The sequence below is a fragment of the Pseudonocardia sp. NPDC046786 genome (assembly GCF_040645415.1).
In the GTDB taxonomy this organism is placed as follows: Bacteria; Actinomycetota; Actinomycetes; order Mycobacteriales; family Pseudonocardiaceae; genus Pseudonocardia; species Pseudonocardia kongjuensis.
In genome coordinates, this window is sequence record NZ_JBEYYF010000028.1 from 60,900 (window position 1) to 82,093 (window position 21,194).

Below are 21,194 nucleotides of genomic sequence, written 5' to 3' on the forward strand. Positions count from 1 at the left end.
CTTCCCACCACGGAGCAGCCATGCGATTCGTCGACGAATTCCGCGATCCCGCCGCCGCCCGGGCACTGCTCGGGGCGATCGGGCGGCTCGCCGAGCCGCGCAGCGAGGGCGAGCACTTCAAGTTCATGGAGGTGTGCGGCGGGCACACGCACACCATCTACCGGCACGGGATCGAGCATCTCCTGCCGGACAACGTCGAGCTGGTGCACGGGCCCGGCTGCCCGGTCTGCGTCATCCCGATGGGCCGGGTCGACGACGCCATCTGGCTGGCCGAGCAGCCCGACGTCATCCTGACCTGCTTCGGCGACATGATGCGGGTGCCCGGCTCGAACGGGAGCCTGTTCGACGCGCGGGCCCGCGGCGCCGATGTCCGGTTCGTCTACTCGCCGCTGGACGCGCTGAAGATCGCCGTGGACCACCCGGACCGCCGGGTCGTCTTCTACGCCATCGGGTTCGAGACGACGGCGCCGTCCACCGCGGTGACCCTGGTCCGGGCCCGCGAGCTGGGGGTGCGGAACTTCAGCGTGTTCTGCAACCACGTGACGATCGTGCCGCCGATCAAGGCCATCCTGGACTCGCCGGACCTGCGGCTGTCCGGGTTCCTCGGGCCGGGGCACGTGTCGACCGTCGTCGGCACCCGGCCCTACGACTTCGTCCCGCAGGTGTACGGCAAGCCGCTGGTCGTCGCCGGGTTCGAGCCGCTGGACATCCTGGCGTCGGTGGCGATGCTGCTCACCCAGATCCGGGAGGGCCGCTGCGAGGTGGAGAACCAGTACTCGCGGGTCGTCGACACCGACGGCAACCCGGCCGCGCTGGACCTGATGGGCCGGGTGTTCACGCTGCGCCCGCACTTCGAGTGGCGCGGTCTCGGGTTCATCTCGCAGAGCGCGCTGGCCATCCGTGAGGAGTTCGCCGAGTTCGACGCCGAGCAGCGGGTCGCCCTGCCCGGCGTCCGGGTCGCCGATCCGAAGGCCTGCCAGTGCGGTGAGGTGCTCAAGGGCGTGCTGAAGCCGTGGGAGTGCAAGGTGTTCGGCACCGCCTGCACCCCGGAGACCCCGATCGGGACGTGCATGGTCTCCCCGGAGGGGGCGTGCGCGGCCTACTACAACTTCGGGCGGATGCACCGCGACGCCGCCCAGCTGGTGGGCCAGGGGTGACGGCGGCGGCCACCGACGCGGGGCCCGAGCTGTTCGCCCGGTACGCCTACGCCCCGAACCACCTCGGCTACTGCGGGCCACCCGCCGGCGACGTGCTGCGCACCGGGACGGCGGCGCAGGTCAGGGCGGCGGCGCGCCGGTTCTCCGGCGCCTGGCCGTACCTGCAGGTGCTGTCCGCGATGAGCGGGATCGACGATCCGCTGGATCCACGGGTCGTCGCGTCCTACTGGCTCGGCGGCGGGGTGGGGGAGCGGCTGGACCCGCGCGAGTTCGGCGCCCGGTTGCTGGCGGTGATCGGCCCGCAGGCCGGGCACTACTGGGCCCATCTCACCGCCGACCTGCTCGACGAGGCCGCCGGGAACCACGCCTTCCACGTGTTCGGCGTCTACCCCTGGACCCGGCTGCTCGGCCGCGGCGCCGACCGGCAGCCGCTGCACGTGCTCGACAGCTGCCGGATCACCTGGGGGACGGTGCTCGCCCGCCACGGCGACGACGTCGACGTCCGGTACCGGCCATTGCGCCTGGTCGGCGGTGCGCTGCGGCTCGCCGATCCGGTGGTCGCCCGGATCCCGGTGGTCGTACAGGGCCACGACCCGGCCCCGGGGCTGACAGTCGACGACGCGGTCGCGCTGCACTGGGGCCGGATCTGCGGCCGGCTGGAGCGGGGCCGGCTGCACGAGCTGCGGGCGAGCACCCTGCGCCAGCTCGACCGGACCAACCGGCGGTTGCTGCGACGGCCGCCCGACGGCCAGGGACGGAGCGCGCCGTGAGGCCGCGGATCCTGCAGACCGACGACCGGGCCGGCTTCGGCTGGGCGAACCCCGACGGATCACCGACGACGTTGCGCGCACTGGTCGCCACCGACGACGAACCGGACCGCCTGGTCGCCACCCACCTCGCCGCGCTGGACGACGCGCTGATCGACGCCGCTCAGCGGTACGGCGAGCTGCTCGGCGGCGGCCGCCGCCCGGACCCCGGCGAACGGGAGTCGCTGTCCACCCTCTACCGGGTGTTCGACCGGCTGGTGCACGACGTCGTGCTGGCGGCCCGCGAGCTGGGCATCGAGCCGGACGTGCGCACCGGGCAGATCGTCGGCACCAGCACGCTGATCTCGGTGCGGGCCCGCGAGCCGCTCGGGCTGCTCGGGCCGGCCCCGCTGGACGACGAGCTGGACCGGCCCGGCCCCGGGGTGGTCGGCGGGTTCGGCGAGATGTGCCGGGTCGACCCGGCGCGGCCGTGGGCGGGCGGCCGGTGGATCGTCCGGACCGAGGACGGCCGGAGGCTGCCGCTGACGCTGTCCACGCTGCTGTTCGACAGCTCGGGGGTGAACAAGGACGCCGCGCGCCGGGAACACCGCGAGGCGCTGCGCTCGGTGGTCGACGCGGCCGCCGATCCGGTCGCCGATCCGCTGGCCGTCGCCTGCGCGGTGGACTGGTTGCTCTACGACTTCCTGATGGCGCACCGCGAGCACCCGGACAGCGCCGCCGTCGTGCTCGGTGCCGGCGGCGCCACAGACGCGGCCCTGGTCGTCGACGCAGCGGTCACCTCGGTGACCGTCCGGGCGGGGGTGGATCCCGGGCTGCTCGCCCCCGCCCCGGCGTCCCGCTGAGCCGGCGGGTCCGGGGCGGGGACCGGATCAGGGCTCGTGCGGGGTGCGGCCGATCGCGCGCAGCGCCGCCGCGGCGATCGCCCGGACGGTGAGGCCGAGCTGTGCGGCGATCTCGGGGCCCGGTCCGCTGTGGCCGAAGGAGTCGATCCCGATCACCGCGTCGCCCGGCCCGGCGAGCGCCCGCCATCCGGTCCGGACACCGGCCTCGATCCACACCACCGGCACCGCGGGCCGCGGGACGAGGCCGGTGTCCAGCGCCCGGTCGAACCGTTCCCGCCACGGCACCGACAGCACCCGGACGGTGGTGCGGCGGGCGCGCAGCAGCTCGGCGGCCTTGCAGGCCGGCCCGACCTCCGAGCCGCTGGCGGCGAGCACGACGTCCGGCCGGTCCGGATCGGTGCCGATCACCCGGTAGCCGTGCTCGCGGACCCGGTCCAGGTCGGCGGCGCCGAGCTCGGGGAGGTCCTGCCTGCTCAGGACGAGCGCGGTCGGCCGGTCGGTGGCGGTGGCGGCGATCTCCCAGGCGAGCGCGGTCTCCGCGGAGTCCGCCGGGCGCAGCACGGTCAGCCCGGGGACCAGCCGCAGCGACTCCAGCTGCTCCACCGGCTGATGGGTCGGTCCGTCCTCGCCGACGTGCACCGAGTCGTGGGTGAACAGGTAGGTCACCGGGAGCCGCATCAGGGCCGACAACCGCAGCGCCGGACGGAGGTAGTCGGCGAACACCAGGAAGGTGCTGCCGAACGGCCGCAGCCCGCCGTGCAGGGCGATGCCGTTGATGGCGGCGGCCATTCCGTGCTCGCGGACGCCGAACGGCACGGTGCGCGGAGCGAACGAGCCGGGCCCGACGTCGCCGCCGGGCAGCGTGGTCCCGGTCGACGAGGCCAGGTCGGCGGAGCCGCCGACCAGCCCCGGGCAGGCGTCGGCGACTGCGCGCAGGGCGGCCGCCGAGGCGCGCCGGGTCGCCACCGATGCGGCGGCACCCGGTTCGTCCGCGGCGCGGGCGAGCCGGCGCAGACCGGCCGGGTCGTCGAGGGCGGGCGTCCCGTGCAGCGGGAACGCCGCGGCGGTCGCCGGATGCGCGGTCCGCCAGCGCTCGTGCAGATCCGTCCAGTCGCGCCGGGCCGCCGACCATCCCGCGCGCAGCCCGGTGACCGCCCGGCGCAGCTCGGCGGGGACGTGGAACGGGGCGTCCGGCAGGCCGGCGGCGGCCCGCATCGCCGCGACGGCGGCCGGGCCGACCGGGCTCCCGTGCGCCTTCGGCGTGCCCTCCACCCCGGGGGCGCCGAGCCCGATCGTGGTGCGGACCGACACCAGCGTCGGTCGCCCGGTCTCGGCCCGGGCCGCCGCGTAGGCGCGGTCGAGGGCCGCCGGGTCGGTGGCGTCGTCGGCCCGCACCGTGTGCCAGCCGTAGGCGCGGAACCGCGCCTCGACGTCGTCGGTGCAGCTGTTGCGGGCGGGCCCGTCGATGGTGACGTCGTTGTCGTCGAACACCACGGTGAGCCGGTCGAGGGCGAGCCGCCCGGCCAGCGACGCCGCCTCGTGGCTGATCCCCTCCATCAGGCAACCGTCACCGGCCAGCACCCAGGTGCGGTGGCCGACCACCGGGTGCTCGTCGGTGTTGCAGCGCTCGGCCAGCATCCGCTCGGCGAGCGCCATCCCGACCGCGGTGCCGAGGCCCTGACCCAGCGGACCGGTGGTGGTCTCCACGCCGGGGGTGATCCCGTGCTCGGGATGGCCCGGGGTGCGCGAGCCGGTCGTGCGGAACCGGCGCAGGTCGTCCAGGCCGAGCTCGTACCCGGTCAGGTGGAGCAGCGCGTAGAGCAGCATCGAGCCGTGCCCGGCGGACAGGACGAAGCGGTCCCGGTCCGGCCAGCCCGGGTCGGCGGGATCGTGGCGCAGGTGCCTCGACCACAGCACCCACGCCGGGAGGGCCGCGCCGAGCGGCAGACCGGGGTGTCCGCTGCCGGCCCGTTCGACGGCGTCGACCGACAGCAGCCGGATCGTGTGGGCGGCGAGCTCGTCGAGATCGACGGCGAGATCGACGGCGGAGCCCCGGTCCACCGGGTCCGGTGGCGTACCGGATGCGGGCAGGACCAGCGGAGTCCGGTTCTCGGTCATCACGCACCTTTCGTGGGCGGCGATCTCGACCGTAGGAACACCGGACGGCGTTCTCCTCCCCCGCGCCGGGGGGCGTCGGGGGGAGCCGGATCGGCTACCGGATCGCCCCCCGGATGCTCAGTCGCCGGTGGCGCGCACGCTGCCGTCGAGCCGGACGCCCGGGTCCGGCACGGCGAAGACGGTCTCCCGCGAACCGAGCGGCTCGTCCGGCACCCGGTCGAGGACGTCGAACTCCTCGATCGCGCCGGTGACCTGCAGTGCCCGCCGGGCGGCCCGGCTGCCGCCGCAGAGCACCCGCAGCCGCTTGCCCTCGGTACCGATCACGTCCCGCGCCTCCAGCAGCGACGTCAGGCCCGCGGTGCCGAGGAAGTCCACACCGGACAGGTCCAGGATCAGGTCGGAGCTCTCCTCGGACCAGATGCCGAGCTCGATCCACAGATCGGCGGAGGTGTCGTCGTCGATCGCGCCGATCGCGTGCAGCACTGCCGCCCCGGACGGGGGCCGGGAGGTCTCGAACCGCAGTGCCGGCCCGGACCGCAGCTCAGGACGGTCACCCAGCTGCTCGGCGGGCTCGGGCGACGGCAGGGGTCGCTTCTCGTCCTCCATCGCAGGCGTTCCCTTCCGGAGCCGGTACGCCCGGCGCCGGGGCCAGCATCGCAGTGACCGCCGGTGACCGCATGCGCTGTGGATCGCCCCGGGACCGTCGCCCGGTGCCGCGTAGCCTCGGCCCCGTGGCCACCACCCTGACCGCCGCCGAGATCGCCGGGATGATCGACCACGCGATCCTGCGGCCGGAGCTGACCCGGACCGACGTCGACGCCCAGCTGGAGACCGCCGCCCGCCATCGGATCTTCAGCGTGTGTGTCCGGCCGAGCGACGTCGCGCACGCGGTCGCCCGGCTGGACGGCACCGGCGTCGCGGTCGGGACCGTCATCGGCTTCCCGCACGGCACGACCAGCACCGCGGCCAAGGTCGCGGAGTCCGGGCAGGCGATCACCGACGGCGCGGCCGAGCTGGACATGGTGATCAACGTGGGACGGCTGCGCAGCGGCCTGCTCGACGACGTCGAGGCCGACGTCCGGGCCGTCGTCGACGCCGCGGGCGGGCGGATCGTCAAGGTCATCCTGGAGACGGCGCTGCTGTCCGACGACGAGATCGTCGCCGGCTGCGTGGCCGCCGAGCGCGCCGGTGCGGCGTTCGTGAAGACCTCCACCGGCTTCGCGGGCGGCGGCGCCACACCGGAGCACATCGCGCTGATGCGGCGCAGCGTCGGACCGTCGGTCCAGGTGAAGGCGTCCGGCGGGGTGCGCGACCTGGACACCGTGCTCGCGTTCCACACCGCCGGGGTGACCCGGTTCGGCACCAGCGGGACGGCGACGATCCTGTCCGACGCCGCCGGCCGGGACGCCGGCGGATCCGCCGGTGCCCGGGTGGACGACACCTCCTACTGACCGGTACCCGGCGCCGCCCGATCTGGGAGGCTGGCCCGGCGACCGCCCCGTGAACCGGAGGAGACCGATGGCAGAGCAGCCCCGCCCGTCCCCGTGGTCGCCCGCCGGCGTCACCGGGACGCTGATCGGCGCCGCGCTCGGGACCGTCGGCGCCGCGGTCGAGATCGGTCGCAGGCTCCCCGGCTGGCTCGCCGAGACGCCCCGCGCCGTCGAGGCGATGCCGCAGCTGGCCGCGGACGTGGCCGCGCTGCCCCGCCGGATCGGCGGCGTCGACGCGGCGCTGACCGGTCTCGCGCCGGTGCTCGACGACGTCCTCGGCCGGGTCGTCACGCTGTGGGACGACCCGGGCACCGTGGACCGGATCGACCGGCTGACCTCGGCCGTCGTGGAGCTGTCGAGCGCCGCCGGGCCGCTGACCGAGCTGGCCGGGGCGCGCCGGGACCTCGGCACCCTGGCCGGTGCGGTGGGGCCGCTGCGGGAGCTGGGTGGAGCCGTGGAGTCGCTGCGCGAGCTGAGCGCCGCGGTGGGAGCGCTGCGCGAGCTCGCCGCGGTGCGCGACGACCTGCACCTGCTCGCCGGCGCCGCCGAGCCGCTGCGCGCGCTCGCCCCGGCCGTCGAGGACCTGGCGGCGCTGGCCGGAGCGGTGACCGCGCTGCACCGGCTCGCCGACGCCGTCGGCCCGCTCGAGGAGCTCGCCCGCACCCGGGAGGACCTGGGCGAGCTGGCCGGTGCCGTCGGCCCGCTGCGTGACCTGGCGAGCGCGGGGGAGCACCTGGAGTCGCTGACCGGAGCGGTCCCCGCGGTGCAGGCCCTGGCCGCCGCCCGCGACGATCTCACCCGGCTCGCCGAGGCCGTCGGCCCGCTGCAGGCCCTGTCCGAGACCAGCGAGGATCTTGCGGCGCTGGCCGGTGCGGTGGAGCCGTTGCGGGAGCTGGCGCGGACCCGCGAGGACCTCGCGGCGTTGTCCGGCGTGGTCGAACCGCTGCGCGAGCTCGCGACCGTCCGCGCCGATCTGGCCGCGCTCGCCGCCTCGATCGACGAGAACGGCGCGGTGTACCGGCTCGCGTCCGTCGTCGCCGATCCGGCCGGCGGGGACGGCGACCGCACACCCCGGCTCGCCGCGCTCGACGCGAACCTCGCCCAGGCCGCCGACCAGCTCACCACCGTCGCCCCGGACCTGCGCTCGGTCGCCGCCCGGATCGACGCGCTCGACCGGCAGATCGGCGTGCTCGCCGACGCGCTGGCCCCGCTGCAGGGGACCACCGAGCGGATCGGGCGGATCGTCGACCGGCTGCCGGACCGGACCCGCCGGCTCGTCACGCGTCCGGCCCCGGAGAGCTGATCGAAGATCACCGTCCCGGCGCCCGGGACCGCGATCCGCGTGGCCGGACGCACCACGACGGAGATCATGACCGGTACACAACGAACGGGCCGGCCCGCAGATCGCGGACCGGCCCGCTCGCCGGAGAAGCCCGGCTGTGCTTCCGGGGTACCCGTGTTCTCAGCCCAGGCCGGCGGTCTGGTCGAGAACGGTCTTCTGGGCCTGCTCGACCGAGGCGGCGTTGCCCTGCTCGGTGGAGGACTCGATCGAGTTGTCCTGGACGACGGACTGGCCGGTGCCGCCGCGCACGTCCTCGTTGGCGAAGTTGCTCAGCCCGGCGATGCCCTCGGCGTTCGCGGCCGGGTTCACCTGGGTGACCGGGGCGGTGGAGCCGTTGCCCTGCGAGACGTCGGCGCCCTGGGCGCCGGTCGCGGAACCGGCGGTCTCCTGGGTGATCGTGGTGTCGTCGGCGAACGCGACGCCGGAGACGCCGAGGGCCAGCGGGAGCGCCAGCGCGGACGCCGCGGCGATACGGATGGACTTGCGCATGGGGAAGCGATTCCTCTCGGGGAAGGACCCGCACCGTCCTGCTCGCGGGAGCCGGCGCGGGATGGAACGTGATGGAGCGTGTCGGCGCAGCGGGATCAGCCGGCGAGGCTGGTCAGCTGCTCCACGACGGTCTTCTGGACCTGCTCGGTCCCGGCGGCGTTGCCCTGGTCGGTCGACGAGTCGATCGAGTTGTCCTGCACGATGGACTGGCCGGAGCCCTCGCCCTCGTAGACGTCCTCGCTGGCGAAGTCGCTGAGCCCCAGCACGTCGCTCACGTTGATCGCCGGGTTCGCCTGGGTGACCGGGGCGAACGAGGCGTTGCCCTGGTCGGTGCCGGCACCCTGCTCGGCGCCCGCCGTCGCGTCCGAGCCCTGGTTCTGCTCGAAGGTGTCGTCGGCGAAGGCCATCCCGGCGGCGCCGAGGGTCATCGGCACGGCCAGCGCGGCGGCGGCCAGAGTGCGCACGGACTTACGCATCAAGCGCGTTCCCTTCCTGAGTTCCTGCTGTCGTGCGCGCCCGCCAATACGACCTGGCGCGCTGTCGAGAAAAGTAGTGGCAATAGAACTGAAATGCGCGGCGAGATGGAGTGACATGTGCGGCACGCGAACCGGTGAACCGATACACGGGGTGCTGCGAAGGCGATCCCGACCGAGTGAAAATATCAAGTTATGACCTGTTCACGATGGTCTCTCTTAGTCATCGCCGCTGTTCGGTGCGGTGTTCGGAAAACAACACACGATGGAGTGACATCCGCGAACCGGAGTGCGTCGAAGCCACGTCGTGTTACACCGAGAAATATGTGGTTACGGCCGTTCGGTGAAAAAGTCCGACGATATTCGGCAGGCCGGGTAGGCGTTCGTGTCAGCGTTCGCGGAGCCGGTCGAGGCCGGTCCAGACGAGGCCGAGCAGCAGCTCGGTGAGCGCGTCCGGATCCTCCGTGCCGCCGGCCGCGGACCAGTCGGCGAGCCCCTCAGCGGCGCCGACCAGCCCGGCGGCCAGCGGCGCCGCGAGGGTGCGGGCCGCGTCCGGATCCGGGCCGGGCAGCTCGGCCGCCAGGAGATCGGCCACCCGGCCGACGATCCGCGCCCGCGCGTCGTGCACCTCGTCGGCGAGGGTCCCGGTGCGGGCCTGCCGGTAGAGCACCGACCAGCCGTCGCGGTGGGTGGTGAGGGTCGCGAAGAACGCGCGCAGGCCGCGGCGCAGCCGGTCCTCGGTCGTCCGGTCCGCCCCCGCGGCCGGCGACACCGACGTCAGCAGCCGATCGGCCTCGCGCCGGATGCAGCGGCGCAGCAGCTCCTCCTTGGATCCGCCGCCGTGTGTGTAGACCATCGGCTTCGACAGGCCGGCCTGCTCGGCGACGTCGTCCATCGAGGCGTCGTGGAAGCCGACCCGGGAGAAGACCCGCACGGCCGCGTCGAGCACCTGGCGCTCGCGCTGCTCCGGCGGGAGCCGGCGCCGGCCGGTCGCGCGCGTCGGGGGGACCACGCTCGACAGCTTAGCTACTGCTGCGTAAAGTACCGCCCACATGAACCGGGTACTTCGAGTACCGGGCACTTCCGACCACGACGAGGTGGAGTGACCGATGGCAGACACGGTCGACATCAACGAGCTGGGTCGCAGCATCGACCCGAAGAGGCTGTCCGACGAGCAGCTGCTCGCCACGCTGGGCACCGCCCTGCGCGACGGCGACCCGGCCGACGTCGATCCGTCGCTGTTCGCCCGCCTGGTCAAGGGGGCGTCGAAGCAGCAGCTGGCCACGGTCATCGCCTCCGACGTGCGCGGCCCGGTGCTGGCGGCGATCTTCGGCCGGATGAGCGAGTTCTACTCGTCGAAGGGCGCCGGCGGGAACCGCCAGGTCGTGCACTGGCACATCAAGGACGGCGACGTCGTGGACAGCTTCGAGACCGTCCTGCACGGCGGCACCTGCACCGTCACCGAGGGCACCAGCGAGGAGCCGCGGACGGCGCTGACCATGCCGGGCACCGAGTTCCTGCGGATCGTCACGAACAACGCCAATCCGGTCACCCTGTTCATGACCCGCAAGCTCAAGGTCGCCGGCGACGTCGGTTTCGCCACCGCCCTGCAGAAGATGTTCCAGATCCCGTCGGCGTGACACCGGACCAGGGAGTAGCGACATGACCTCCTTCGAACTCTCCACCGAACACCGCGAGCTGCAGGAGTGGGTGCACGGGTTCGCCGCCGAGGTGGTCCGGCCGGCCGCCGCCGAGTGGGACGAGCGCGAGGAGACCCCGTGGCCGATCCTGCAGGAGGCCGCGAAGATCGAGCTCTACAACTTCGAGACGCTGGCGTCGTTCTGGGGTGACGAGACCGGACTGTCGATGCCGCTGGTCAACGAGGAGCTCTTCTGGGGCGACGGCGGCATCGGCATGGCGATCTTCGGCACCACCCTCGCGGTGGCCGGCATCTTCGCCTCCGGCACCCCGGAGCAGATGGTCGAGTTCATCCCGCAGTGCTACGGCGACGCGTCCGACCCGAAGGTCGGCGCGTTCTGCTCGTCCGAGCCGGAGGCCGGCTCCGACGTCGCGGCGATGCGCACCCGCGCGGTGTACGACGAGGCGCGCGACGAGTGGACGCTGACCGGCCAGAAGGCGTGGGCCACCAACGGCGGGATCGCGAACATCCACGTGGTGCAGGCCGTCGTCGATCCCGGGCTGGGGAGCAAGGGCCAGGCGGCCTTCGTCGTCCCGCCCGGGACGCCCGGCCTGGAGTCCACCCGCAAGATCAAGAAGATGGGGCTGCGGGCGTCGCACACCGCGGACGTCTTCCTCGACGACGTGCGCCTGCCCGGATCCTGCCTGCTCGGCGGTAAGGAGAAGCTCGACGAGCGGCTCGCCCGTGCCCGGTCCGGCGTGCGGTCGACGGGATCGGCGGCGATGCAGACCTTCGAGCTGTCCCGCCCGACCGTCGGCGCCCAGGCGATCGGCATCGCCCGCGCCGCCTACGAGTACGCGCTGGACTACGCGAAGGACCGGGTCGCCTTCGGCAGGCCGATCATCGCCAACCAGTCGATCTCGTTCACCCTCGCCGACATGAAGACCGAGATCGACGCTGCCCGGCTGCTCGTGCACCGGGCCGCCTGGATGGGCCGCAACGGGGTGCCGTTCACCGCGGGCGAGGGATCGATGTCCAAGCTGAAGGCCGGCCGGGTCGCGGTCTGGTCGACCGAGCGGGCGATCCAGATCCTCGGTGGTGCCGGGTACTCGCGCGAGCACCCGGTGGAGCGGATGCACCGGGACGCCAAGATCTACGACATCTTCGAGGGGACCGAGCAGATCCAGCAGCTGGTCATCGCCCGGGCGATCTCGGGGATGCACCTGTCCTGAGGTCAGGGCCCTGTCGGAGGTCTGCCCGGTTGTTCGGCCGTCAGGTCGGACGCCGGGCATCCTCATGATCAGGCCGTGGGTAGGCCGCCCGAGGACGACCGAAGACCCCGTCGATGGCAGCCCGTGCCCGTTCGTAGCTGGACGGCACGAGGTGGGTGTAGGTCCGCAGGGTGAAGCCGGGGTCGCTGTGGCCGAGGTAGGCCGCGAGCTCCTTGATGGAGACGCCCTGGGAGAGCAATGTCGAGGCGAAGAAGTGCCTCAGCGCGTGCATCCCGTCGGCGCGCTTGCGGTAGGTGATGCCGGCGGATCGGAACGCGCCCTGCCAGATGACCTTGTTGAACAGGTCGCCGCTGTAGAGTCGGCCTCCGTCGCCGGTGATCAGCAACGGCGCGGTGACGGGCTGACCGTCGGGGTTCTCCCACGGCAGGGCCGTGTCCGTCGGCTGGTGGTCGCGGGTGTGGTCGGAGATCCGGCCGAGAACGCCGGGGGAGAGCGGGACGACGCGGGTCTTGCCGCCCTTGGGCAACGCGAACACGAGCCGGCGTTCGACGGTGCGGATCTGCCGGCGGACATGAACGACCATGCCGTTGTGCTCGATGTCGTCGGCTGCGAGTCCGAGGATCTCACCCTGGCGTAGTCCGCAGCCGGCCCCGATGGTGACGGCGAGTCGGAAGCGGTCGCTGATGTTCTGCTCGATCGCGTCGAGGCGTGTCCGGGGCCAGATGACGATGTTGCTCGCCGACGAGGTCGGGCGCTTGATCGTCTGCGCCTTGCACGGGTTGTGGGTGATCAGTCGTTCCTCGACGGCGGAGTCGAGTACCGAGGAGACGATCGTGAACAGCACGGTCCGGTAGTTGGCGCTGTAGCCGCGGTCGTCGAGTTCTCCGAGCCAGTTCCGGACGATCGCCGGTGTGATCGAGTTCAGCGGGCGCTTCTCGAAGAACGGGTAGATCCGGGCGTCGAGGCGGCTGCGGAGTGCGCCCCGGGTGGCCCGGTCGGTCGACTGCCCCTTCAACCAGTTCTCGGCGTGGGCTCTGAAACTGATCTTTCCTGCGTTGACGCTGACGTACTTGCCCTCGCGCTTGGCCGACTCGACCTCGACGAGGAAGTCGCCGGCCTCCTTCTTGCAGCGGTCGGGGAAGGTGCGCGAGCGTTCGACGCCGTCCGGGTCGATGTAGCGGACCTTGTAGCGCTGGCCCTTGCCGTGGATCGAGGTCTTGACCTTGCGGACCTTCTTGGTCGTGGGGTCGACCTCCGGGCGGTACCAGCGGTCCTGGACGTGCCCCACGGGTCAGGCCGCGTTGGCGGTGAACCAGTCGCGGACACCGGCCGGGTCGTAGCGCAGGTGCTTGCCCATCTTGCAGGCCGGCGGGCCCTGCTTCTTGCGGCGCCACTGGTACAGCGTCTCGACGGGGATGCGCAGGTAGCGCGAGACGTCCTCGATTGTCCACATGGATTCCGGCTGGTCGTTCATGGTTCTCCTCAGGCTGACGGTGACGGGTTCTCCTTGCTGGTGGTGCGTTCCTCGCGGGCCAGGGCGCGGTGTTCGCGGGCGCGTGCTGCGGCGTCGGCGGCGAGCTGGGCGTCGGCGGTGGTGTTCCAGCCGATCCCGGCGAGGGTGAGGCGGCAGACGACGAGGGTGGTGTCGTCGTCGCCGTGGTGGCGGCGCCAGTGGTCGGTGCGGCTGGTGCGGCGCCAGGTCCGGCGTTCGGCGCGCAGGCGGGTGTGGGTGGTCGAGTAGCGCCGGGACTTGGTGGCGAAGTGGCCGCCGAAGCCGAGCATGTGGGTCCAGCGCTCGAGTCGGCCGTAGGTGTCGTGCCAGGCGGCGCGCTGGTCGTCGGTGGTCCAGTCGGCAGGGCGGGTGCCGAGTTGGCGGGCGTAGGCGATGAGGCGGCCGAGGTGGGTGTGGGCGTCGGCGTAGTGCTCGACGAGGTCGGCGGTGAGCCGTCCGGTGATGGGGAGGCCGGCGGGTTCGGTGGCCTTGGTGGCGTACTTGGCGAGGTACGCGGCGACGGCGTCGGAGGTGATCGCGCCGGAGTCGAGTCCGTGGGTGACGGCGCGGATGTCGGTCTGTGGGCCCCAGGTGATCGGCCAGGTGTGGCCGGTGTCGGCGTAGGGCGGGGTGTCGAAGCCGGTGGCCCGGGTGGCGCCTGCGACGAGTTCGGCCAGATCGTGCGGGGTGATCCCTGCGGGCGGGGCGAGTATCGCATCGGGATCGTCCGGGTCGACGGTGTCGAGGCGGAGCAGGGCGTGGAAGTGGACGACGCCGCGGCGCTGGTATTCGGCGACCTTGCCGTAGGAGACGCGCAGCGTCGTGCCGTGGAGCTTGGTCAGGGGCCGCAGCGCCCGGTTGAGGGCGATCATGGTGCGGCGCCAGAGTTCTCCGGCCCAGCCGTTCCAGACGACGTGGTGGGCGTGGTCGTAGCAGTCCAGGCACAGCGGCCGGCCGAGGCAGGCCGCTGACTCGGTGTGGCGCTGGGTGCAGACCGGCAGTCGCCCGTGGGGGCAGGGGGTGACGTTCCGCCGGGGCCGGCACGGCCGGACCTGTCCGGTGCGAGGGTTCACCACCCGGGTGTGGACGGGGCCGAAGGACGGCGCGGTGAGGGTGGCGAACACCGCCGGGTGCCCGGCGACGGTGTGAGGGACGCCTTTGCCGCCGACGAGGCCGGCGCGGATGAGCTGGTAGGTGTCGGCGCGGTAGGTCTCGGCGCAGGGTGGACAGACGCCGGCGCGGCGGTCGCCGCAGGGGACGTAGATGACGCCGTCGGGCAGCTCGTGGGTGTGGCGGGTGCGGGTGATGGCGCCGGTGGTGGTGTCGACGTCGTGGAGTTCGCCGGTGAGCCGGACGGGGCGCACGCATCCTCGGGTGGCGGCGGTGTGGTCGAGCCAGCGTCGGTGGTCGTGGGACCCGGCGCGGCGCAGCAGCGCGGTGCGGGTGCTGGTGAACCCGGGCGGTCGGGGGTGTCGTCGCGGTCGTCATGGGCGGCTACCAGGGGACGGCCGGGAAGGCGTGGCCGAAGTAGTCGCGGGCGATGTGCTCGGCGCGGGCCCGGATCGCGGCGGCGTCGTCGAGGCTCCGGTCGGTGGTCCAGCTGTGCAGGTCGGCGCCGTCGAAGCGGATGACGGCGTCGATGGCGGCGAGCGGGTCGACGACCTTGACCGCGAGGGTGTCGCCGTGACGGGCCAGGTGGGCGGCCAGGGCGAGCACGACCTGTCGGGCGGTGAGGACGTACTCGGCGGCGGTGAGGAACGGCTGCTCTGCGCGGGCGTTCGGGTAGCCGGCGTTCGTGGTCGAGGCGGTGGGGGTGTCGAGGGTGGCGGTCACGGCGGTGCTCCTGGGTCCGAGGTGGTTGGCGGTCACCGGGCACCCCCGGCCGGGCCGGGGTCGGGGGTGCGGGGTCGCCGTCAACGACCAGGTGAGTCGTCGGTGGTCGGGAGTGCGGCGAGGGTGCTGGTGTCGTGGGCGTCGCAGCCCGGGCGCAGGCACAGGCGGTAGAGGTCGCAGCCGAACAGGGCGTGATCGGCGATCAGGCCGCGGCAGTGGCAGGGGATCCAGTGGTCCCAGATGTGACCGGTGGTGGCGCAGCGGGCACGGTTACGGCCGTGCACACAGGTCCGGCAGATCAGTCGTCCCGCGTCGGCGGTCCAGCCGTCGGCCAGGACGTTGGCCAGGGCGTCGGCTTCGGATTCGAAGTGCAGTGACCGTTCCTCGGCGCCGTCGGTGTCGTACTCGGTGGCGCAGATGTCGCAGGTGATCGTGTAGCAGGTGACGGCGCGGATCACGACGGGCCTGCGCTGCTGTAGCGCTGGTGGGCGGCCTGTCGAGTGGTGCCCAGGCGGGATGCGATGTCGGCCCAGGAGAAGCCGGCGGCGCGCAGGCCGGTGACGGCGTGCCGGACGGCGGTGTCGACGTCGTCGGCGAGGCGGGTGAGGTCGGTGAGCCCTTCGATGTCGCCGCGGGCGATGCGGCGGCCGTGGGCGCAGAGGATCCGGCGGGTGAAGGCGGCGTAGTCGTCGTTCTCGCAGACCCGACGGCGCCGGAGCTCAGGGCGGGGCGTCAAGGCCGTCTTGACGGTGGACGCGGTCACCGGATTGCCCCGGTGTCGTGGGCCCGAGCCGGGTCGGCGTTGGCGTTGCCGGCGTTGTGGGCGAGCCGGATCGGTGGGGGTGGGGTGCCGAGCCCGAGGGTGTGGCGGGCGGCGGCGATCACGACGGCGACCGCGATCCCGAGCAGCAGCAGGACCAGCAGCACGATGGGTGCGATGTCGCCGAAGTACCAGCGGGCGGTGTAGCCGGTGGCGATGACGACGCCGAAGCCGACGGTCGCGGTGACGAGGTTCGTCAACGGGTTCAGTGAGGTGTTCATCGGACAGGGTTCTCCTCGGTGACGGACGGCCGGAGCCGCCCGGTGGACAGGGATGGGTGGTGCGAGGCGGGCAGGCCGGCCTATGAAGCGGGATCGCCGGGCGGGTCGCCGGAGGGGTTGTCACGCAGCCGCAGGGCGGTGTGGATGACGGCCCGGATGTGGGTGTCGGTGAGGTAGGCGGCCTTGAACCGGCGAGGGATGCCGCCTTCGGCGAGCAACCAGCCGATGCCCCGGTCCTCGGGGCGGATGTCCTTGGCGGAGTAGCCCTCCTTGGCCCAGCCGACCGACAGGATGATGTCCGAGGACGAGTCGGTGGTGCAGCGGAACGCGACGCGGTAGCCGAACAGGTCCCGCAGGCTGGTCGGGATGATGTCCGCGGACGGGCGTTGGGTGGCGGCGACGACGATGATCCCGGCGGCGCGGCCGCGGGCGACGAGGTCGCGCACGAGGGTGCGGAACTCCTCCTGCTCGTCCTTCGAACCGATGGTGACCGAGTAGTAGGCGAGTTCGTCGATCACGCAGAGGATGACGTCGAGCCCGTCGGACTGGACGATCTTGCGTCGGCCGGCGGCGTCGAGCTGGGCGTAGCGGATGTCCATCTCGGCCTGCAGCTCACGCAGCTTGTCCAGGGCCAGGGTGATGGAGTTGCCGACGAAGGTGTCGGCGACCGGGCGCCAGAGCCCGAGTTCGACGATCTTGCCGTCGAACAGCCACAGCCGGGCGTCGGTGCACAGGGCGGCGTGGCCGATGATGGTGTTGAGCAGCGAGGATTTCCCGGAGCCGGGTTCGCCGCCGTCGAGCAGGTTGCGGTACATCAGGGTGACCTCGACCGGGTCGCCGTTCTCGTCGATGCCGAAGCAGATCGGGTCGTAGATCGATCGCGGCCCCGGTGGGCGGTTCCGGCGGGAGCGCCGGCGGTTGAGGATCGTCATGGCAGGTGTCCTTCACTCGGCGAGACGTGTTCATGAGCAGGGGTGCGGGTGCGGTGGTCGCCGAGGTCCGGCCCGCCGGTGGACGGGCCGGGGTGAGCCGTCACAGGCTCGGGTCGGCGTCCTCGTCGTCGGCGGGTGTGCGCGCGGGCGCGTTCTTGCCGCCGGTGCGTGGGGGCCGCTTCTCGGCCCGGGGTTGCCCTGTAGTGGTGGGCGGTCGCACGGTGTCGCGGGAGGGCAGGGCTACGACGTTGCCGCCGTCCCTGTGATCCCCGCCGTCATCGGTGTCGGTGTACTCGTCGAGGTCGTCCATCCCGGTCGGGATGATCTCGGCGACGGTGAGCGGGTCACGGCGGATCACGTCCACCACGACCAGCGCGGCCTGGGCCCGGACCGGGGTTACCCGGCTGATGCGAGCCCAACAGGCGGCGGCGATCCGGTCGCTGACCTGGTCGATGTCCTTGACCGACAGCCCGGCCGGGAGCCACACTCGCACCCGTTCCCCCACGGGGGACGGTCGTGACCACAGCAGCAGCGGCATCCTGCCGTCGTGGGTCATGGTCCGGGTCTGGCCGAAGCAGGCCCGCATCCGGTGACGGGTCGTCACCGCCCAGCAGCGGGCGAGCAGGTACCGGCGCGATGCCGGGATCCCGACCACCAGCACGGTGGTGAACCCCCACACCAGCGCGGTGTCGGCGGGGTCGAGGTGCTCACGCAGCACCAGGGTGATCGTCACGATCACCACGACACAGCTCAGTTCCGCCCGCAGGCGGACCATCCAGCCCACGACCCGCAGGTACGGGTTCTGATGTGGGCGGGTGAAGATCTCGATCGTCCCGGTCCGGAACGAGGTCCGGGACCTGGTCCGGCCACCCGAGCGGTGGCCCTGCGCACGTGCGGGTGCGTGCCATCATCGATCAGTCCTTCCGACTGCACTCCTGAACAGGGGGGATGGGAGGGCGAACAGAGGCGGACGCGAGACCACATGTGTGGTCGGGAAACCTCGGTGGTCTCGTGTCCACCTCTGCCCTCATCGGTCGAGTCCGGGCAGGCCGGTCAGAAGCCGGCCCCGGCGTTGCGCTCGTCCTCGACGTGCAGGCGGTAGGCCAGCGCCGCCTTCCACTGACCGACCTGGGTCAGCGCGATCTCCAGGCACTCGGCGGCATCGATCAGATACCCCAGCCGCGTCGCGGTGTCGGCCTCACCGCTCGACTCGTTGGCCGCAATGGCGAACTTCGACGCCTGATGTGCGGCCTCGAACACGACGTTGTACTGCGACTGCAGCATCGCGTCGTGAACCTTCCTGATATTGGGCTCCGGAATGCGGTACGGCTCGGGCCGCTCCGACAGATCGGTCACCGGCACCGACGTGCCGTTCACATCCGACATGGTCAATGTCCTTTCCGAAGATTCGACGGGAAATTGCCGGGCCTACTTGGACCCGCCGGTGTTGCCCTCGGGAAGCACGGACGTCGCACGAAACGCCACCCGCGAGTTGCCGTTCTGCACCCACGGCATCGCCTGCAGACGGTCCACGTACACGAACTGACCCTGATCGACCTTGGGCGGGTTGTCGGCCGCCACCGTGACCAGGATCGTCTCCGCGTCGCCGTCACTCCAGGCCACGAGCTTGACGGCCCACAGCGGCAGGTTCGTGCTCCCGCTCTTGTCCCGACGGTGCACACCGTCCTTGTCCAGCCGCGGCTCGAATCCGCCCGACGCCTGGAAACGCATGGAACCGGTGTCCAGAATCAACTTCATTGCTGCCGTGCTCCCTCTGGGATCAACTTGCAGGACGCTCACCCCGGACGGGGTGACGTCTCTATAGTCGATCCGTGCGAGCGCACTCATCAGAGGCAGAAAAGGGGGCAGCGTAAGGGGGCACCGGTGCCCCCAATTCACGATTGCAAATCAAGGAGATGGAGATTCAGCGTTGTCCACATCGAAGGTGAAGCCGAACGCCGTACGTCCGTCCGGGCGGTACCGTGTCCTCGTGAGCGACGACGTTGAACGCCCCGTGTGGGCCGACCGTCTCCATCGCGAGCGGCAGGCGCGTGGCTGGTCCCAGGCCGACGTCGTCGCCGCCATGCGGACCTTCTCCGAGGTGCCGCTCCCGGGCGGCCTGCTCGACCAGTGGAAGCGCTGGGAGCGCGGTCGCAACAAGCCGGACGAGTTCTACCGGCCGATCATCGCAGCGGTGTTCGGCACCGTCGTCGACTCGATCTTCGACGACCCACGGCCCCCGAGGCTCGCCTCCGGCGACGAGCTGCTGATCGCGCGCAGCGGGATGGACACCCACGAGCTCGTTCAGCGGATCCGGCAGTCCTCGGTGACCGACGGGACACTCGACGCGCTCGGCCTCACCGTCGAACAGCTCTGCTGCGACTACGGGAGCGCGAACCCCGCGACGTTGATCGAGGAGAGCCGCAACTGGCTCAGCCAGGTGACCCGCCTTCTCGGTGAGCGGCTGACCCTGAGCCAGCACCGCGACGTGCTCGACTCGGCGAGCTGGCTGACCCTGCTCGTCGGCTGCCTGGAGTACGACACCGGCCAGGTGCGGGCCGCGGAGGCCACCCGCGCGGCGGCGCTCCAGCTGGGCATGGAGTCGGAGAACCCGAAGGTGATCGGCTGGGCCCACGAGATGCGTGCCTGGTTCGCGTTGACCGCCGGCCGCTACCGCGAGGTCATCGCCGCCGCCCAGGCCGGCCAGGACGCCGCTGCGGGTCGGTCCGTCTCCGTGCAGCTGCTCGGGCAGGAAGCGAAGGCGTGGGCGCGGATGGGGAACCACCGCAACGTCGTCAGGGCCCTGGAAAAGGGCCGGGTGCTGCTGGACTCGCTGCCCTACCCGGAGCGGCCGGACAACCACTTCGTCGTCGACCCGGACAAGTTCGACTTCTACTCGATGGACTGCTACCGGCTCATCGGGGACAACACACTCGCCGAGATGCACGCGCGCGAGGTGATCCGCAAGAACCAGAACCCGGACGGAACGTCGTCGGCTCCGATGCGGTCCGGTGAAGCACAGCTCACCCTGGGCGTCGTGGCAGCACGAAACGGGGATCTCGACGGAGCGATCGAATACGGATCGTCTGCTCTCGCGATCGATCGCCGTTCGCAGTTCTCCTTGTACATGGTCGGATCGGAGCTGGACGAAGTCCTTCGCGAGCGGTATCCCACCGAGCAGCGGACCCAGGAGTTCCACGACCAGCTCATCGCAGTCACCTCGCCGACGACGTAACAGTCTCGGCTCTGGAACCGGCCGAATCGCAGGGTGTGGCGTCAACCGTCAGGTGAGACTCGGCGCGGGAGCGCGGGGCGGGTTCGCCCTGTTCGGGCGGGTGCGGTCCGCGGTTGGTGAGAACTTTCTACACGTCTTCAAGCCGCGCCCCACCGGGGCGCGGGGCCGGACTCGGCCGGACGGCAACCGCTCCGCGACCTCCGGCCTGACGGCCTCCGGGCGGAGCGGACCTCGGGGCCGCCGGCTACGCGCCGGCAGGAGTGAGAACTGAGACGGTTCCGGTGGGCATCCCCGCTGGCCGCGATCTTCTTCACGTGCACAAACGGTGTCAACCCCGCGCTCCGCGCGCCTCGATTCCGCTGGTGGCCAACCAAGCGGTTTTGGTCACCTTACCGGGTGGGTCGAGTAGCGGAATCGAGGGTTCCGGGTTGACACCGCCTGTTCCCGCAAAGGACTGGCCAGGACAGCGGTAATGAGGACCTCTGATCTGCCTCAGATGGCACCAACGGTCAGTTGCGCAACTGAAGTGAATCCCACAAAGCCTACCGCTGCGACGACGTATGATTGGAGTCAGATTCCTTGCTCCTGGGGAGAATGCCCATCAGCGGGTCGAGAATCTCATGAATCTCCGTCTCGTTATTCTGGGCCCACAATGCAATGAACGCGCCGCGGACGATCTTCTCAGGGACGAGGCCGAGGTGATCTCCCACCTGTGCAAAAAGGAGGTGAGGGTCGCGGTTCGTATTGCTAATCTCGCGAACAATTCTCACGACGTCAGATTGACGTTCTATTGGGAGATGGCAGGCTACGGCGATCTTCGCTGCCAATTCGTCCAGTCGATCCAGAACCTTATTGAATACATAGAGTTCAGGAGTTGATCCCGGGAGCTTGTATATGTCTGCTTCGGAATCTGCGTTCTCGGCAGCGTCCCCATCGAGGTAGCAAACGCTACTAGTCTTGATACTGGGATCAGCTGCGCGAGCCTGCTGAATCCTTGCTGCGTTCGACGAACCATTTAGAGATGGTTTCAGAATGGCTTCATGAGTTCGCGGTGACAGATCAGCGCGCAGGCGAGCTGGAGGAAGCCGAGGTGGATGTCGGCGCGGCGTTCG

24 protein-coding genes are annotated in these 21,194 nt (G+C 71.5%); 8 read left to right on the plus strand and 16 right to left on the minus strand.

What is annotated here, in order from left to right:
- Positions 1 to 20 precede the first annotated feature (20 nt).
- The 3 genes from hypD to ABZ881_RS26590 are packed head-to-tail and all read left to right on the plus strand — an operon-like array spanning position 21 to position 2,766.
- The gene (gene hypD, locus ABZ881_RS26580; RefSeq protein ID WP_358488344.1) at positions 21 to 1,157 is read left to right on the plus strand and encodes a hydrogenase formation protein HypD; all 1,137 of its coding nucleotides are present in this window, start codon (positions 21 to 23) and stop codon (positions 1,155 to 1,157) included.
- The gene (locus ABZ881_RS26585) at positions 1,154 to 1,927 is read left to right on the plus strand and encodes a DUF6390 family protein (RefSeq protein WP_358488345.1); all 774 of its coding nucleotides are present in this window, start codon (positions 1,154 to 1,156) and stop codon (positions 1,925 to 1,927) included. The genes hypD and ABZ881_RS26585 overlap by 4 nt, the downstream gene beginning before the upstream one ends.
- On the plus strand, positions 1,924 to 2,766 hold the full coding sequence (locus ABZ881_RS26590) for a hypothetical protein (protein ID WP_358488347.1): 843 nt from the start codon (positions 1,924 to 1,926) through the stop codon (positions 2,764 to 2,766). Before ABZ881_RS26585 ends, ABZ881_RS26590 begins: the two co-directional genes overlap by 4 nt.
- A 27-nt stretch (positions 2,767 to 2,793) precedes the next feature.
- On the opposite strand, the gene tkt is transcribed toward ABZ881_RS26590, so the two are convergent.
- Complete coding sequence (gene tkt / locus ABZ881_RS26595; protein ID WP_358488348.1) at positions 2,794 to 4,884, minus strand: transketolase; 2,091 nt, start codon at positions 4,882 to 4,884, stop codon at positions 2,794 to 2,796.
- A 117-nt stretch (positions 4,885 to 5,001) separates the two neighbouring features.
- Positions 5,002 to 5,490 (minus strand): STAS domain-containing protein, encoded by a 489-nt coding sequence (locus ABZ881_RS26600; protein ID WP_358488349.1) that lies wholly within the window; start codon positions 5,488 to 5,490, stop codon positions 5,002 to 5,004.
- A 125-nt stretch (positions 5,491 to 5,615) separates the two neighbouring features.
- Here ABZ881_RS26600 and deoC point away from each other — a divergent pair, with 125 nt between their 5' ends.
- Together deoC and ABZ881_RS26610 are read left to right on the plus strand one after the other, a co-directional pair.
- On the plus strand, positions 5,616 to 6,335 hold the full coding sequence (gene deoC / locus ABZ881_RS26605; RefSeq protein WP_358488350.1) for a deoxyribose-phosphate aldolase: 720 nt from the start codon (positions 5,616 to 5,618) through the stop codon (positions 6,333 to 6,335).
- 67 nt (positions 6,336 to 6,402) lie between these two features.
- Positions 6,403 to 7,677, plus strand: coding sequence for a hypothetical protein (locus ABZ881_RS26610; RefSeq protein ID WP_358488351.1), 1,275 nt, complete (start codon positions 6,403 to 6,405; stop codon positions 7,675 to 7,677).
- 159 nt (positions 7,678 to 7,836) lie between these two features.
- On the opposite strand, the gene ABZ881_RS26615 is transcribed toward ABZ881_RS26610, so the two are convergent.
- The 3 genes from ABZ881_RS26615 to ABZ881_RS26625 form a co-directional block, all read right to left on the minus strand.
- Positions 7,837 to 8,205 (minus strand): hypothetical protein, encoded by a 369-nt coding sequence (locus ABZ881_RS26615; RefSeq protein WP_358488352.1) that lies wholly within the window; start codon positions 8,203 to 8,205, stop codon positions 7,837 to 7,839.
- A gap of 95 nt (positions 8,206 to 8,300) precedes the next feature.
- Positions 8,301 to 8,681, minus strand: a complete 381-nt coding sequence (locus tag ABZ881_RS26620) for a hypothetical protein (protein ID WP_358488354.1) — start codon at positions 8,679 to 8,681, stop codon at positions 8,301 to 8,303.
- A gap of 385 nt (positions 8,682 to 9,066) precedes the next feature.
- Positions 9,067 to 9,690, minus strand: coding sequence for a TetR/AcrR family transcriptional regulator (locus ABZ881_RS26625; RefSeq protein ID WP_358488355.1), 624 nt, complete (start codon positions 9,688 to 9,690; stop codon positions 9,067 to 9,069).
- Between the two features lie 97 nt (positions 9,691 to 9,787).
- Between ABZ881_RS26625 and ABZ881_RS26630 the strand changes: the two genes are divergently transcribed.
- Together ABZ881_RS26630 and ABZ881_RS26635 are read left to right on the plus strand one after the other, a co-directional pair.
- Positions 9,788 to 10,318 carry an SCP2 sterol-binding domain-containing protein gene (locus ABZ881_RS26630; protein WP_358488356.1) on the plus strand — a complete coding sequence of 177 codons (531 nt, stop codon included), beginning with the start codon at positions 9,788 to 9,790 and terminating at the stop codon, positions 10,316 to 10,318.
- 22 nt (positions 10,319 to 10,340) lie between these two features.
- Positions 10,341 to 11,549: an acyl-CoA dehydrogenase family protein gene (locus ABZ881_RS26635; RefSeq protein ID WP_358488357.1), complete on the plus strand. Its 1,209-nt coding sequence runs from the start codon at positions 10,341 to 10,343 to the stop codon at positions 11,547 to 11,549.
- A 40-nt stretch (positions 11,550 to 11,589) separates the two neighbouring features.
- On the opposite strand, the gene ABZ881_RS26640 is transcribed toward ABZ881_RS26635, so the two are convergent.
- From ABZ881_RS26640 to ABZ881_RS26690, 11 genes are all read right to left on the minus strand, one after another.
- Positions 11,590 to 12,837, minus strand: a complete 1,248-nt coding sequence (locus ABZ881_RS26640) for a site-specific integrase (protein ID WP_358488359.1) — start codon at positions 12,835 to 12,837, stop codon at positions 11,590 to 11,592.
- 3 nt (positions 12,838 to 12,840) lie between these two features.
- Complete coding sequence (locus tag ABZ881_RS26645; RefSeq protein WP_358488360.1) at positions 12,841 to 13,002, minus strand: helix-turn-helix domain-containing protein; 162 nt, start codon at positions 13,000 to 13,002, stop codon at positions 12,841 to 12,843.
- 29 nt (positions 13,003 to 13,031) lie between these two features.
- Entirely contained in the window at positions 13,032 to 14,474 is a 1,443-nt protein-coding gene (locus ABZ881_RS26650; RefSeq protein ID WP_358488379.1) for a replication initiator, read from the minus strand.
- Between the two features lie 61 nt (positions 14,475 to 14,535).
- Positions 14,536 to 14,874 carry a hypothetical protein gene (locus ABZ881_RS26655; protein WP_358488362.1) on the minus strand — a complete coding sequence of 113 codons (339 nt, stop codon included), beginning with the start codon at positions 14,872 to 14,874 and terminating at the stop codon, positions 14,536 to 14,538.
- Positions 14,875 to 14,954: 80 nt separating this feature from the next.
- The gene (locus ABZ881_RS26660) at positions 14,955 to 15,332 is read right to left on the minus strand and encodes a hypothetical protein (RefSeq protein ID WP_358488363.1); all 378 of its coding nucleotides are present in this window, start codon (positions 15,330 to 15,332) and stop codon (positions 14,955 to 14,957) included.
- On the minus strand, positions 15,329 to 15,610 hold the full coding sequence (locus tag ABZ881_RS26665; protein WP_358488365.1) for a hypothetical protein: 282 nt from the start codon (positions 15,608 to 15,610) through the stop codon (positions 15,329 to 15,331). The genes ABZ881_RS26660 and ABZ881_RS26665 overlap by 4 nt, the downstream gene beginning before the upstream one ends.
- Before the next feature lie 23 nt (positions 15,611 to 15,633).
- On the minus strand, positions 15,634 to 15,915 hold the full coding sequence (locus ABZ881_RS26670) for a hypothetical protein (RefSeq protein WP_358488366.1): 282 nt from the start codon (positions 15,913 to 15,915) through the stop codon (positions 15,634 to 15,636).
- Positions 15,916 to 15,995: 80 nt separating this feature from the next.
- Positions 15,996 to 16,847, minus strand: a complete 852-nt coding sequence (locus ABZ881_RS26675) for an FtsK/SpoIIIE domain-containing protein (RefSeq protein ID WP_358488367.1) — start codon at positions 16,845 to 16,847, stop codon at positions 15,996 to 15,998.
- 100 nt (positions 16,848 to 16,947) lie between these two features.
- Positions 16,948 to 17,580, minus strand: a complete 633-nt coding sequence (locus ABZ881_RS26680; protein WP_358488369.1) for a hypothetical protein — start codon at positions 17,578 to 17,580, stop codon at positions 16,948 to 16,950.
- Positions 17,581 to 17,900: 320 nt separating this feature from the next.
- Positions 17,901 to 18,233: a hypothetical protein gene (locus ABZ881_RS26685; RefSeq protein ID WP_358488370.1), complete on the minus strand. Its 333-nt coding sequence runs from the start codon at positions 18,231 to 18,233 to the stop codon at positions 17,901 to 17,903.
- 42 nt (positions 18,234 to 18,275) lie between these two features.
- A complete protein-coding gene (locus ABZ881_RS26690) occupies positions 18,276 to 18,605 on the minus strand; it encodes a hypothetical protein (RefSeq protein ID WP_358488371.1) in 330 nt (109 codons plus the stop codon).
- A gap of 232 nt (positions 18,606 to 18,837) precedes the next feature.
- Between ABZ881_RS26690 and ABZ881_RS26695 the strand changes: the two genes are divergently transcribed.
- Positions 18,838 to 20,082 (plus strand): XRE family transcriptional regulator, encoded by a 1,245-nt coding sequence (locus ABZ881_RS26695; protein ID WP_358488373.1) that lies wholly within the window; start codon positions 18,838 to 18,840, stop codon positions 20,080 to 20,082.
- Positions 20,083 to 21,194 lie beyond the last annotated feature (1,112 nt).